Consider the following 12,579-nt stretch of genomic DNA (forward strand, 5'->3'; position numbering starts at 1 on the left):
GTCGATGACAGAAGCTCTGACTGATGGAGCGTATGTTGTCAGTCTTCATAGTCCTACTACAGCTACTGACGTAAGGAAGCTAATCGTTAACTGATGAGTAAAAATCAAAGCACCGTTGTAACGATGAGATTGCTCGTTGCATATCCAATTACATCGGACTTGATACATCTCTCTAAATGTTAGTAAGAGGGGGTTGTGAAGTAAAGTATTTTCCAACCCCCTCTTAACATCCTTACTCTACCGTTAAAATCTCTTTGTTTCAAATTTCAATGGGTAATTTGGATTTATTATCTAAAAAGACCAGTTTTTTGTGGAAACAAAGAGGATTGTTCGTAGTAGGCATTGCTAATACGAATAATGAATCTTATGTTTCGTAACCTACGTTTTCTAAATGGATAAGGTTTCTGACTCATTTTTTTTGTGCACCTTTGTGTAAAGAAGGGGCTGACTCTCATTCTGTAGTGTTATTGTGTCTTGATATTAAATAATTTCTCGAAAAAAAGTGCATGTTGGCATGCAAGTAATTAAAGTGTAAGATAAAGGAAGCGTATGAAGAAGAATTTGATTTTCTTGGTGTTGTTTTTGAGCGGACTGTTTGCTGCATCTGCTCAGCGCGTGGCTCTTAAGAATAATTTGCTTTATGATGCAACGCTAACCCCCAACTTGGCCTTGGAAATAGGTGTAGGCCCTAAAATGACTGTAGACCTCTTGGGAGGAGTAAACCCTTTCAAGATCAGCGATGATCATTATTGGAAGCATTGGCTTGCCCAGCCGGAATTGCGTTATTGGTTCTGTGAGAAATTCAATGGAGTGTTTATCGGACTTCATGGTCATGTCGGTCAAATGAATATCGCAGGAATATCAGTTCCTCCTGTTGGCTCCATTCATCCTAAGAGCGACTTCGACGATGCCAAGTATCATCGTTATCAAGGATGGTTCTATGGTGGTGGTATCAGTATAGGCCGTCAGTGGATCTTGGGCAATCATTGGAATCTGGAAGCAAGTATCGGTGGTGGCTATATTCACTTCGACTATGACAAGTATCAGTGTGTAGAGTGTGGGAAGAAAGTTGGTGTTGACAAGAAGGCCGATTACTTTGGCCTGACGCGAGCCACTCTTTCGTTAATCTATCTGTTTAAGTAATTCCTAATAAATGAACTCTCAAAAAAAGAGGCTTTTAATATGAAAAGAATACAACTAACTCTTATCGCTCTCTTCGCCGCTGTTGCCGGTTTGGTCGCTCAAAATGCTTACGAAGGAGCAATTTCATATAAAATTTCGTTGGACAAAACCGGAAATAAGGTCGCACTAAATGGTGTGGCAGATATGAGTGGTTTGAAGCTCAAGAGCACTCAGATGATCATTGTTACGCCTATTCTTCGTTCAGAAGATGGTACGAGCCGAGTGGAATTTCCTTCGGTAGTCATTACAGGTCGCAATCGAACAAAAGCTCTCAAGCGTGAAATCGCATTTAGTTCGGCTTTGCCCCAAGCAAAAAATGCAGCCCAATACATTCGCCGCCACAATGGGAAGAGCGAGCAGTTTGCTTTCATGGGAGAGCATGCTTATGCTCCCTGGATGATGCATGCCAAATTTGTAGTTCGCGAAGAGGTGCGAGGTTGTGCCAAGTGTCCCGTTGGTCTGGCAGACGTTGCTGTGCCTTTCGAACCTTTGTTCAATCCTGCGGAAGCTCCTTATCTGTTGGCTGAGGTTACCCCGGCCGAAGAAGTGGAAAAGCAGCGAGAGTCCAGCTTCGATGCTTATATCAATTTCAAAGTCAATAAGGCAGATGTCCTTCCTGAATACCGTAACAATAAGGCGGAGTTAGAGAAAATCAGAGAATTTGTAAGCACTGTGAAGGCTAATCCTAACTATTCGGTCAATAAAATGATCATCGAAGGATTTGCTTCTCCCGAGGCTTCAATAGCCCACAATAAGGCTTTGTCTGAGCGTCGTGCCAAAAGGCTTGCAGAAGAATTGGTGCGCAAGTATGGGAAAACGTTGCCGAATATAACCACTAAGTTCGGCGGTGAAGACTGGAAAGGGCTGAAACTGGCTATCGAAAAGAGCGATATAGCCGATCGTGATCGCGTACTGGAGATAATCAACTCCGATAAATATGCCGATGATGATGCACGTGAGCAGGCTCTGAAGCAACTTTCGTCTTATCGTCATATCTTGGATCAGATCTATCCGAATTTGCGTCGCAATACGATAACCATGGGATATATCGTTCGCGATTATACACTCGAAGAGGCTCGCGCAATCATTAAGACTGCTCCGAAAGAACTTAGTGAGGCCGAAATGTACCGTGTGGCAATGTCTTATCCCAAGGGAGACCAAGAGCGTTTGTTTGCTCTGAATACGACCCTGAAGTATTTCCCTGAAAGTGTAACGGGCCGAATCAATTTGGCTGTGGCCGCTTTTGAAGGTGGAGATGCTCAGCAGGCAATTGCTCTGTTGAGTCCGATTCAGACAGAAAAGGGTGTAAGCAATATCCTTGGAGCTGCTTATGCTCGTACGGGAGATTTTGCTCGTGCCGAAACCTTCTTCCGTAAGGCGGTTGCAGAAGGAGATACAAATGCGCAGCGCAACCTTGATATGTTGCTTGGCAAAAAATAAGTGGAGTTTTCCATATTGATTATTAAGGTGCACCGGGACTTCTGTTTCGGTGCACTTTTTTTGTGGCAAATCGAGTCTGCGTACAGAGATGTGTTTTGTGTGCCAAAAAACTTTTCAACAACGAAGACGAGTTTGGAATCATTCCAAATAAGCGACTCTATGAAAGCCGAATTCAAGGAGAAAATGATGCTGTGATGAACTTTTTTGGATCGGAAGCTCTTTTTCGTCAGGTCGAAGAGCAATCCATATACAAATCATTTTCAGTTTATATATAAACCGTTTCCCATTTATATGTAAATCATTTTCAATAAATATACAGATCGAAAACGGTTTGTATATAAATCGCAGCCCCCTAAAGGCTTTCTCGTAAGGTGATAAAACAGAGGCACCCGTCCGATTCAAGAGGAAACCGGACGGGTGCCTTATGTCGTGAGGTTATCGGAAGATTATGGGGCTTTACACCTCATGGACACTGATCTCTTTTGTGAGCATGCTGTGACGGTATATGCCGGTATGGACAGGGTAGAATCCGTCCAAAGGCCGAAAGGAAGGAGAGAAAACAGAGTGCATATCTGTTGTCATTGAGTCGTTGGTAAACGTTAGTAAACTGGTTTTGTTCGATGGACCAACCCTTTTTGTGATATACAGGTGTCCGCATTCCTGTGGGGTCTCCTATCGCACTGCAAAAGTAGGAAAAAAGCCGACTCCGAAGATGCGAAGCTCTTGTCATTTCCTCGTCGCTGCTTTCGTTCGTGCTATGTACATACGAGACAAAAGACATAAAACTGTTTGTAATGTCATCCTAAAGCGTTACTTTTGCAAAGTTTTTCATCTTACACGAAATGGCATCATCCGGAAGATACGTACTGAATCTCAAGTCGCTGCCACAAGGCAAGCACCGATTCGATTACGAATTGGGTGATTCCTTTTTTGAGCAGTCCGGAAGTTACGATATTTTAGGCGGGACATTGGCTGCAAAGGTCGAAGTGGAACGCAATGGCGATGTCTTTAATTTTTGCATCGCGCTTGACGGAATTGTCAAGACTGCTTGTGACCGATGTCTCGATGAGGTGGAAATGCCGGTAAAAGAGGAAAATAAATTGGTGGTTCGTTTCGGCGATTCTTATCAAGAGTTGAGCGACGATCTGCTTGTAGTCCCTCTGTCGGAAGGTACATTGGATCTAAGCTCGCTTCTTTATGAGTATTCCGAATTGGCTATCCCGATGCAGCGTATGCATTCGGATGGAGAATGCGACCCCGAGATGATGAATCGAATGTCCGATCTGCTGGCGATAGATGCTGATGAAGCAACAGAAGAATCCGGTATGACCGCTCACGATTCGAGGTGGGATTCTCTTGGAAAACTATTGGAACAAAAAGAACAATTTAAATAAATAAAAATGGCACATCCTAAAAGAAGACAGTCCAAAACGAGAACCGCCAAGCGGAGAACTCATGACAAAGCCGCTATGCCGACTTTGGCCAAGTGCCCCAATTGTGGAGCATGGCACATCTATCACACAGTATGTGGTGATTGTGGCTACTACCGCGGTAAGTTGGCAATCGAAAAAGAAGTGGCAGTGTAAAATTGCTTGCCCTCGGTCGATGCCGGTCGCTTAGGCGGCAAGAACGAGCAAAAGAGTCCCTTAGACCTGTTCTTTGGGACTTTTTTTTTATTTTAGCGGCCACAAATAATCTTTTCCGGCGGGATATGGCCTTTGAAAAAGGCTGACGCCCGTCCATTATGCAACAAATTCAATTATGAATAAAATAAACGCGGCTATAACAGCCGTTGGGGCCTATCTCCCTGAAGATGTTATTACCAATGCCGATCTGGAAAAAATGGTTGATACCAATGACGAATGGATCATGACCCGTGTAGGCATCAAGGAGCGTCGGATCCTTCGAGACAAGGATAAAGGGGCTTCCTATCTGGCTATTCGTGCGGCACAAGACCTCTTCGATCGTCATGGTATCGATCCCAAGAGCATCGACGGCTTGATCCTTGCAACCAACTCGGGCGACTATCATTTCCCTTCCACGGCCAGCATCGTTGCTCATGAGATCGGCTGTGGCGACATCTTTACTTTCGATATGCAGGCGGCCTGTCCCACGTTTATTTATGCTCTTGAAGTGGGAGCCAATTTTATCCGTTCGGGACGTTACTCCAAGATCCTTGTGATCGCTACGGAGAAGATGACGGCTATTACGGATTATACTGATCGGGCTACTTGTCCGCTATTCGGGGATGGTGCCGGTTGTGTTTTGCTCGAGGCTACCGAAGAAGAAGTAGGCGTTATGGATGCGGTGCTGCACTCCAATGGTATCGGCAAAGATCATTTGATCATGAAGGCCGGTGGATCGGCATGTCCTCCTACACACGAAACGGTGGATAATCGTTGGCACTATGTGTATCAGGAAGGACAGGTAGTATTCAAGCATGCTGTCGTAGATATGTGCAACAGCTGTGTGGAGATCATGGAGCGCAACAATCTTTCGCACGATGATATTACTTGGGTAGTACCTCATCAGGCCAACCTCCGAATCATCGATGCCGTTGCCCGACGGATGGGAGTCCCATACGAGAAAGTGATGGTCAATATCGAGCGTTATGGCAATACCAGTTCGGCTACAATCCCCATTTGTCTGTGGGAGTGGGAGCATAAGTTGAAGAAAGGCGATGTTCTGGTCATGACCTCATTCGGTGCCGGCTTTACGTGGGGAGCTGTCTATGTCAAGTGGGCATACGATGGCAGCACGGTTCGTTGATCATACACAATAGAAACAGGGGGCTGCTTCGCCGCGAAGGCAAACAGCCCCTTATTCGTACATATAACAAAGCTTCGAAATGCAAGTAGGGGAGTCCGGTCACCGTTCGGGATTTGTCAATATCGTTGGAAACCCCAACGTCGGGAAAAGTACACTGATGAATCTGCTTGTCGGTGAGCGGATTTCTATCATTACCTCCAAGGCGCAGACCACCAGACATAGAATCATGGGGATTGTGAATACGCCGGAGATGCAAATCGTTTATTCCGATACACCGGGAGTACTTCGTCCCAATTACAAACTCCAACAGGAAATGCGGGAGTTCTCCGAATCTGCTCTCGGGGATGCCGATGTACTGGTTTATGTGACGGACGTGGTGGAGAAGGCTGATAAGAATGCTGATTTTCTCGCTCGCGTATCCCGAATGGAGTGCCCTGTACTTCTGGTCATCAACAAGATCGACCTGAGCAATCAGGAAGCATTGGAAAAACTGGTGGAAGAGTGGCGTAGCATATTGCCCAAAGCAGAGATTCACCCCATTTCGGCTACGAACAACTTCAATGTCGGGCTGCTGCAGAGACGCATCGAAAGCCTCATCCCACCCTCTCCTCCTTACTTCGAAAAAGATGCGCTCACGGACAAGCCGGCACGTTTTTTCGTTACGGAGATCATTCGTGAGAAGATCTTGCTGTACTACCAAAAAGAAATTCCCTATGCGGTGGAAGTGGTCGTGGAGGAATTCAAGGAGGAGAAGACCATTATCCGCATCAAGTCGCTGATCATCGTAGAGCGTAATTCTCAGAAAGGGATAATCATCGGCCCGAAAGGAGCGGCCATCAAACGTGTGGGGTCAATGGCCCGGCGCGATTTGGAGCGTTTCTTCGGAAAGAAAATCTTCTTGGAGATCTTTGTGAAGGTCGAAAAAGACTGGCGCAACAGGGATAATCTGCTTCGTGCCTTCGGCTATCAGTTGGATTAGTCCTTGGTCGGTCGTAGCATGACAAGCAACAATCAGAACGAAATCATAGAATAGAAATAGAGATATGGGAGCATTAGTCGCCATCGTAGGCCGTCCGAATGTGGGCAAGAGCACATTGTTCAACCGCCTTACCCAAAGCCGGCAAGCCATCGTAGCCGAAGAGGCCGGTACTACGCGCGATAGGCAGTACGGTCGGGTGCATTGGAACGGTCGGGAGTTTTCCATCGTCGATACCGGAGGCTGGGTGGTCAATTCGGAAGATGTTTTCGAGGAAGAAATCAATAAGCAAGTGTATATTGCTGTCGAGGAAGCAGATGTAGTCCTCTTCGTCGTAGACAACCAGACCGGAGTGACTTCCCTTGACGAACAAGTCGCCGAGATCCTGCGCCGAAGCAAAAAACCGGTTATAGTCGTAGCCAATAAGGTGGACAATACCGAAGATCATTATTCTGCTTCCGAATTCTATTCCTTTGGTTTGGGCGATCCTTACTGCGTTGCAGCTGTCAGCGGTTCGGGGACAGGCGATTTGCTCGACAGGGTGATGGAGCTATTGCCGGCAGAGAGCGGCCAATCGGACCTGGACGAAACACTCCCTCGAATAGCCATCGTAGGCCGTCCCAATGCAGGGAAAAGTTCCTTGCTGAATGCCTTCATCGGAGAGGACAGGCATATCGTGACGGATATAGCAGGCACGACAAGGGACTCTATATACACTAAGTACAATAAGTTCGGACTCAATTTTTACCTTGTCGATACCGCCGGTATTCGCAAAAGGGGTAAAGTGAATGAAGACCTGGAATACTACTCCGTTATTCGATCCATTCGTGCCATCGAAAACTCCGACGTATGTGTGCTGATGCTGGATGCCACACGAGGTGTGGAGTCGCAGGATCTGAATATCTTTCAGATTATCCAGCGCAATAGCAAGGGACTGGTCGTATGTATCAATAAGTGGGACTTGGTGGAAGATAAAAGTCAGGCCGTCATCAAGACGTTCGAGAATGCCATCCGGCAGCGTTTTGCTCCCTTCACGGATTTCCCCCTTCTCTTCATATCGGCTATGACCAAACAAAGGATCTTCAAAGTGTTGGAGGCGGTCAATCAGGTCTATGCACGCCGCTCGACTCGTATTCCTACGCACAAGCTGAATGAAGTGATGCTGCCCATTATCGAGGCTACACCGCCTCCTGCTACCAAGGGCAAATACATCAAGATAAAATATGTGATGCAGCTTCCGACGGCAGTGCCTTCATTTGCCTTTTTTGCCAATCTGCCTCAGTGGGTGAAAGAACCCTATAAGCGCTTTTTGGAGAATCAGATTCGTACCCACTGGGATTTTTGTGGTACTCCCATCAACATTTTTATCCGTGAGAAGTAGGGTTTGCCCCCTGCTCAATACGTTTAAGTCATTATAGAAGAATACAATGATATGGAATGGAAACGTTTTAGATTTCTGAACAATGTCGTCGGTTGGGGCGTTTTTGCAGTTGCAGCTATCGTCTATCTGATGACAATCGAGCCTACAGCCAGCCTGTGGGACTGTGCCGAGTTCATAGTCTGCGTAAACAAGTTGGAGATCGGTCATCCGCCCGGAGCACCCTTCTTCATGCTCGTCTATAATATCATATCGCATTTCACGAGCGATCCGTCACAGGTGGCATGGCTTGCCAATGCTACCAGTGCACTGGCCAGTGCCTTTACCATCCTGTTTTTGTTTTGGACGATTACCCACCTTGTCCGCCGCGTACTTGTACCGACAGTACGCAATGCATCCGGATTGGAAGAGCCGTCGAGGAAAATATCCGTTCCACGGGTAATCACGATCCTCGGCAGTGGAGTCGTTGGAGCCTTGGCCTATACGTTCAGCGATACGTTTTGGTTCAGTGCCGTCGAGGCTGAGGTATATGCATTGAGTTCTTTCTTTACGGCTGCCGTTTTCTGGCTGATGCTCAAGTGGGAGGAGCGTGCCGACAATCTACGCAGCGACCGCTGGCTCGTGTTGATCGCTTATCTTATGGGACTCAGCATCGGAGTGCACTTGCTCAATCTCCTCTGTATCCCTGCCATGGCTTTGGTGTATTACTATCGCCGTGCTTCCAAGCCCACAGGGAAGGGTGCTTTGTTGGCCCTTTTGGCTTCCTTCGCCCTTATCGGGGTGATGATGTTCGGTGTGATACAGGGTATCCCCAAGGTTGCCGGCGTATTCGATGTCTTCGCCGTCAATACTCTTGGCTTCAGCTTCAATAGCGGTTTATATTTCTACTTCTTCCTGCTGGCAGCCATATTGATTTGGTCTGTGAAGGAGACTTATTCCGTACAGGCCGAAGGAGATAAGAAGGGTACAACCAAATCGATGCGCATGCGCTTTGCCGTGCTGCTGAGTGTTGTCTTGATGGGTATTCCTTTTATCGGCAATGGCATCCTTCTCGGCATAGTCCTTACACTGGTCATAGCTTATTGGCTGTTTGCATCCAAGCGGTTGAATGTGCGGTTCTTGCATACGGCCTTGATGAGTATGCTGGTTATCCTCGTCGGCTTCTCCTCTTACGGTGTTATCCTCGTTCGTGCCGTTGCCAATCCGCCGATGAATGAGAATGCTCCGTCCAATGCCTTTTCGCTTCGTAGCTACCTTGCTCGCGAACAATACGGAAGTACCCCGTTGATCTACGGACCTTCCTTTGCATCCCAACCTGTCGGTTTGAAGGATGGACAGGAAGTAACAGGGCCTTCGCCCAAGACAAATCCTACAGATAAAGACCGCTACGAAACGCTCTATACACAACGCGAGTATGAATACGGAGATGGTTCCATGATGCTTTTCCCGCGTGTCTATTCCACTACCGATGGACATCCGCAGAGTTATAATATCTGGATGGGGCGATCCGAAACGGATGCCAGTATGCCTACCTTCGGAGAGAATCTGAAATTCTTCTTCAACTATCAGGTCAATTATATGTACTGGCGTTATTTCCTTTGGAATTTCTCCGGCCGTCAGAATGACCTGCAAGGCGACGGAGGACTATTGCGTGGCAATGCCGTGACGGGTATTCCCTTCATCGACAAGATTCTTATCGGCCCAACCGATGATATGCCGGACTTCATGGCCAAGAATCGCGGACACAATGTGTATTACATGCTTCCGCTGCTTTTGGGCCTGATCGGTATTTCTTTCCAGCTGTTGCGAAAGGAGAAAGGGGCACAGAGTTTCTGGATCACTTTCTTCCTCTTCTTTATGACCGGTTTGGCCATCGTATTGTATCTCAATCAGACACCCGCCCAACCGCGCGAGCGAGACTATGCCTATGCGGGATCTTTCTATGCTTTCTGTATTTGGATCGGTTTCGGTGTGGCCGGATTGGTCGATTTCTTGCGTCGGGCCAAACTCAGCCACGCCACTGCGGCTACCATCGCTACGGCTGCTGCCGTGCTGGTGCCTATCCAGATGGCCGGCCAGAACTGGGATGACCACGATCGTTCGGGACGCTACGTGGGACGCGATTTCGGTGCCAATTATCTGGAGAGCTGCGATCCCAATGCCGTTATTTTCACCTATGGCGACAACGATACCTTCCCGCTCTGGTATGCTCAGGAGGTGGAAGGCATTCGTACCGATATCCGTGTGAGCAATCTCAGCTACTTGGGAGCAGATTGGTATGTACGCCAGATGAAGCAGCAAGCCTATCAGTCCGATCCGCTACCGTTGAAGAATATGAATGAATCCTTCATCAGCCGGAATGCCTTTGTTCGTGTCGATCCCAATTACTCTGCCAGAGATCCGGAGTTGAACTTCCGTTCACTCCCGGGTAGTGGATTCACGGCCGATGGCAAGCCCGTCATGATGCTGTCCGAAGCCATGAAAATAGCTACTCGCCCCGTCACTTATGGTAATGGTGTGATGCCGAGCGAGAATCTGTACCTGCCGGTAGATTCGCAAGCATTGGGACAGGCGTTTGGCGATTCGGCTAAGGTGCATGTCCGTCGGACCATCGATCTGTCTTTGGCCGGTAAGGGCATCCTCTCATTGGCTGATCTGAGCGTCCTCGATCTGATAGCCAATAACGAATGGAAGCGTCCTATCTATTGGGCTATTACGTCTCCGAGCAATTCCTTCTCCAACCTGCCGGACTACTTGCGTCAGACCGGTATGGCCAATCAGTTTGTGCCTTTCAAGGCCCGTCGCGTAGGCGATAACATCGATGTGGAGAAGACCTATACCAACGTGATGACCAAGTTCCGCTTCGGAGGAGCCAATAATCCCAAGGTGTACTTCGATGCAGATATTCGTAATTCCACCAATACTTATCGCGTAGCTGTGTTTTCTCCGTTGGCAAAGGCCTTGCTCGAAAGAGGCGATACCGTTCGTGCCCGCAAGGTGCTCACCAAATGCCTCCAAGAGATCAGTCCTGAAGTCGTACCCTATGATTATCGCTCGCTGGTATTGGCACAGACTCTGTACGATGCAGACATGGTGGCCGATGCAGATCGGATAGTCAAGGCCGTGGCAGGCTCTTCGATGCGTACGCTTAACTGGTTCTTCCGCCTGTCGGAATCCAAATTCATGCAAATGCTTTCCGAAGGAGAGATCGATCAGGAGATGAATACGGTTGCTACGGCTCTTCGACTCAGTACTGCTTACGACAGCAAGGTGCTGGACGAATATCTGCCCGTATTCCAGAACTATTATAAGGTTCTCTACGCTGATCAGCAGGGTAATAGCAAACCGCAATAAATGCAGCTCAGACTCGTAGAACGACTTATCTGTCGCGTGCCCATGTGGTACCGGGCTTTGTTCCCCGGTGCCACATGGCGCATCCCTGCCAAAGAAGGAAAAAGCATCTATCTGACCTTCGATGACGGTCCCATACCGGAAGTAACACCCTGGGTATTGGATACGCTCGATGAACTTGGCGTCAAAGCTACGTTCTTCTGTGTGGCGGACAATGTGCGTCGCTATCCCGATCTTTTTGCCGAGATACAGCACCGTGGTCATCAGGTAGGCAATCACACTTTCCACCATCTGCAAGGGCTGAAAGTCCGCACGCGTACCTATCTGAAAGATGTGGAAGAGGCCGACCGGCTTATCAATTCTCGCTTCTTCCGACCGCCACATGGTCATCTTCGCTTCATGCAGACCCTCCTGCTTAGCAATCACTACGACATTATTATGTGGGATGTGATCACGCGCGATTATAACGCTCGCCTTTCGCCCGATACCGTCTTCGGTTCGGTCGTTCGCTATGCACGCAACGGCTCCATTATTACCTTCCACGATTCCCTCAAAGCCACTCCCAATATGCAGCAGGCCATGCCTCGCGCTGTGCGCTGGCTTTTGGATGAGGGCTACACCTTCAAGCGTTTGGGCGATCCGGCTGACTAAGCCGTTTGCCTGTTTTTCCCCTTTTGCCCGATGATTGTCCTTACGGAAGACGGATCTCCCACCATCCTTTCGTCTCATTACGGCGAACACTACCACTCCATACACGGTGCGTGTCGTGAGAGCGAACATGTATTCGTTCATACGGGATTATTGCACCGTCTGGAATCTTTCCATCTCTCCGGTACTTTGTATCTCTTTGAAGTCGGATTCGGAACGGCTCTCAATGCGCTACTAACCCTGCGTGAACAACGGTGTCGGGGTCTCTCCATTCATTACTCTGCCATTGAGAAATTTCCTCTCGAAGGGGATGTATATGAGCATCTTCGCTTTTCTGTGGGAATGGCCGATGAAGACAAACTCCTGCAAGATCTCCACCATGCACCGTGGGGAATGGATTGTGAAATATATCCCGGCTTCACGTTGCACAAGATAGCATCCGACCTGACCGATTTTACATTCCGTAAGCCTATCGACCTCATCTATTTCGATGCTTTCTCTCCCGAAGTTCAGCCGGAGTTGTGGAGCGAAGAGATTTTCACTCGAATGGCCGGGGCATGCCGTTCAGGAGCGGTATTGGCTACCTACTGTGCCAAAGGAGAGATCCGCCGCCGGCTCACACGCGCCGGCTTCCGTATGGAACGCCTATCCGGACCTCCCGGCAAACGCGAAATCTTGCGCGGCACTTATTCCGTTGAAAATAGAGGGGACGACCTCTAAATCACCGCTCCATCATATTGACGTGTACTGAAAAAAGTTGACAGTTGGCGGGATGCAACCAGTATCCATTATGGGCAAACATTTAAGCAACTTTGAACGCCTTGCCATCCTAGAG

General features: G+C 48.2%; 11 protein-coding genes. 10 read left to right on the forward strand and 1 reads right to left on the reverse strand.

What is annotated here, in order from left to right; all coding sequences use genetic code 11:
* Positions 1 to 549: 549 nt before the first annotated feature.
* Together HQ49_RS02180 and HQ49_RS02185 are read left to right on the forward strand one after the other, a co-directional pair.
* Positions 550 to 1,143, forward strand: coding sequence for a DUF3575 domain-containing protein (locus tag HQ49_RS02180; protein ID WP_018965451.1), 594 nt, complete (start codon positions 550 to 552; stop codon positions 1,141 to 1,143).
* A gap of 39 nt (positions 1,144 to 1,182) precedes the next feature.
* Positions 1,183 to 2,622 (forward strand): DUF3868 domain-containing protein, encoded by a 1,440-nt coding sequence (locus tag HQ49_RS02185; RefSeq protein ID WP_039418208.1) that lies wholly within the window; start codon positions 1,183 to 1,185, stop codon positions 2,620 to 2,622.
* Positions 2,623 to 3,078: 456 nt separating this feature from the next.
* Here the strand turns inward: HQ49_RS02185 and HQ49_RS12385 are convergent, their stop codons facing one another.
* Positions 3,079 to 3,204, reverse strand: a complete 126-nt coding sequence (locus HQ49_RS12385; protein ID WP_255327689.1) for a hypothetical protein — start codon at positions 3,202 to 3,204, stop codon at positions 3,079 to 3,081.
* A gap of 260 nt (positions 3,205 to 3,464) precedes the next feature.
* Here HQ49_RS12385 and HQ49_RS02195 point away from each other — a divergent pair, with 260 nt between their 5' ends.
* From HQ49_RS02195 to mnmD, 8 genes are all read left to right on the forward strand, one after another.
* A complete protein-coding gene (locus HQ49_RS02195; protein ID WP_018965454.1) occupies positions 3,465 to 4,016 on the forward strand; it encodes a YceD family protein in 552 nt (183 codons plus the stop codon).
* 6 nt (positions 4,017 to 4,022) lie between these two features.
* The gene (rpmF, locus tag HQ49_RS10555; protein ID WP_080637703.1) at positions 4,023 to 4,208 is read left to right on the forward strand and encodes a 50S ribosomal protein L32; all 186 of its coding nucleotides are present in this window, start codon (positions 4,023 to 4,025) and stop codon (positions 4,206 to 4,208) included.
* 175 nt (positions 4,209 to 4,383) lie between these two features.
* Positions 4,384 to 5,391: a beta-ketoacyl-ACP synthase III gene (locus HQ49_RS02200; RefSeq protein ID WP_018965455.1), complete on the forward strand. Its 1,008-nt coding sequence runs from the start codon at positions 4,384 to 4,386 to the stop codon at positions 5,389 to 5,391.
* A 79-nt stretch (positions 5,392 to 5,470) separates the two neighbouring features.
* Positions 5,471 to 6,370 (forward strand): GTPase Era, encoded by a 900-nt coding sequence (era, locus tag HQ49_RS02205; protein WP_018965456.1) that lies wholly within the window; start codon positions 5,471 to 5,473, stop codon positions 6,368 to 6,370.
* 64 nt (positions 6,371 to 6,434) lie between these two features.
* A complete protein-coding gene (gene der, locus HQ49_RS02210) occupies positions 6,435 to 7,748 on the forward strand; it encodes a ribosome biogenesis GTPase Der (RefSeq protein ID WP_039418211.1) in 1,314 nt (437 codons plus the stop codon).
* 51 nt (positions 7,749 to 7,799) lie between these two features.
* Positions 7,800 to 11,099 (forward strand): glycosyltransferase family 117 protein, encoded by a 3,300-nt coding sequence (locus HQ49_RS02215; RefSeq protein ID WP_039418212.1) that lies wholly within the window; start codon positions 7,800 to 7,802, stop codon positions 11,097 to 11,099.
* Complete coding sequence (locus HQ49_RS02220) at positions 11,100 to 11,747, forward strand: polysaccharide deacetylase family protein (protein WP_039418213.1); 648 nt, start codon at positions 11,100 to 11,102, stop codon at positions 11,745 to 11,747. It begins immediately after the preceding gene.
* Positions 11,748 to 11,777: 30 nt separating this feature from the next.
* Complete coding sequence (mnmD, locus tag HQ49_RS02225; RefSeq protein ID WP_039418214.1) at positions 11,778 to 12,464, forward strand: tRNA (5-methylaminomethyl-2-thiouridine)(34)-methyltransferase MnmD; 687 nt, start codon at positions 11,778 to 11,780, stop codon at positions 12,462 to 12,464.
* Positions 12,465 to 12,579: the final 115 nt, after the last annotated feature.

This window comes from Porphyromonas gulae (genome assembly GCF_000765945.1).
GTDB classification, from domain to species: domain Bacteria; phylum Bacteroidota; class Bacteroidia; order Bacteroidales; family Porphyromonadaceae; genus Porphyromonas; species Porphyromonas gulae.

Coding starts and splice junctions, on each gene's coding strand:
- der (WP_039418211.1), top strand. CDS start 6,435: ATGGGAGCATTAGTCGCCATCGTAGGCCGTCCGAATGTGGGCAAGAGC.
- HQ49_RS12385 (WP_255327689.1), bottom strand. CDS start 3,204: ATGACAACAGATATGCACTCTGTTTTCTCTCCTTCCTTTCGGCCTTTG.
- HQ49_RS02185 (WP_039418208.1), top strand. CDS start 1,183: ATGAAAAGAATACAACTAACTCTTATCGCTCTCTTCGCCGCTGTTGCC.
- rpmF (WP_080637703.1), top strand. CDS start 4,023: ATGGCACATCCTAAAAGAAGACAGTCCAAAACGAGAACCGCCAAGCGG.
- HQ49_RS02195 (WP_018965454.1), top strand. CDS start 3,465: ATGGCATCATCCGGAAGATACGTACTGAATCTCAAGTCGCTGCCACAA.
- HQ49_RS02220 (WP_039418213.1), top strand. CDS start 11,100: ATGCAGCTCAGACTCGTAGAACGACTTATCTGTCGCGTGCCCATGTGG.
- mnmD (WP_039418214.1), top strand. CDS start 11,778: ATGATTGTCCTTACGGAAGACGGATCTCCCACCATCCTTTCGTCTCAT.
- HQ49_RS02180 (WP_018965451.1), top strand. CDS start 550: ATGAAGAAGAATTTGATTTTCTTGGTGTTGTTTTTGAGCGGACTGTTT.
- HQ49_RS02200 (WP_018965455.1), top strand. CDS start 4,384: ATGAATAAAATAAACGCGGCTATAACAGCCGTTGGGGCCTATCTCCCT.
- HQ49_RS02215 (WP_039418212.1), top strand. CDS start 7,800: ATGGAATGGAAACGTTTTAGATTTCTGAACAATGTCGTCGGTTGGGGC.
- era (WP_018965456.1), top strand. CDS start 5,471: ATGCAAGTAGGGGAGTCCGGTCACCGTTCGGGATTTGTCAATATCGTT.